This is a genomic window from Acidisoma sp. S159, from assembly GCF_009766125.1.
Classification (GTDB): domain Bacteria; phylum Pseudomonadota; class Alphaproteobacteria; order Acetobacterales; family Acetobacteraceae; genus Acidisoma.
On record NZ_LMUG01000080.1, the window covers coordinates 11,838 to 12,321 of the forward strand.

Here is a 484-nt window from a genome sequence, read left to right on the forward strand (position 1 = left end):
AGTGCGCGCGCATGTCGCGGCCAAGGACGTCGGCATCCGCTTCATCGTGGGGACACGGTTGGTGCTCGACGACGGCGCCAGCTATCTGGCCTGGCCGACCGATCGCGAAAGCTATGGGCGGCTGACCCGCTTTCTGTCGCTCGGCCGTATGCGCGCACCGAAGGGCGAATGCCAACTCACCCGCGCCGAATTGCTGGACCATGCGGATGGCTGGGTAATGGCGGCCATCCCGCCGGCCTTGCCGGATGCCGCCTTTGCCGCGCGTCTCAAGGCCGATGCGCGCGACCTCCGCAAACGCCTAGCGATGCCGCTGCTCTGCTCCGCCCCCGTCACCTATGACGGCGCCGATCGCCATCGTTTGAACCTGCTGAGCCGCATGACGACCGCCGCCAAGTCCGGGCTCCTAGCCACGACGGACCCCCGCTACCACCATCCCGATCGTCGCCGCCTCGCGGACGTGCTGACCGCGATCCGCCTCGGCGTG

At 68.8% G+C, this 484-nt stretch carries 1 pseudogene; it reads left to right on the forward strand.

Annotated elements, in window-relative coordinates:
- Nucleotides 1-484: pseudogene (locus GSQ92_RS30520) on the forward strand (error-prone DNA polymerase); the annotation flags it as partial.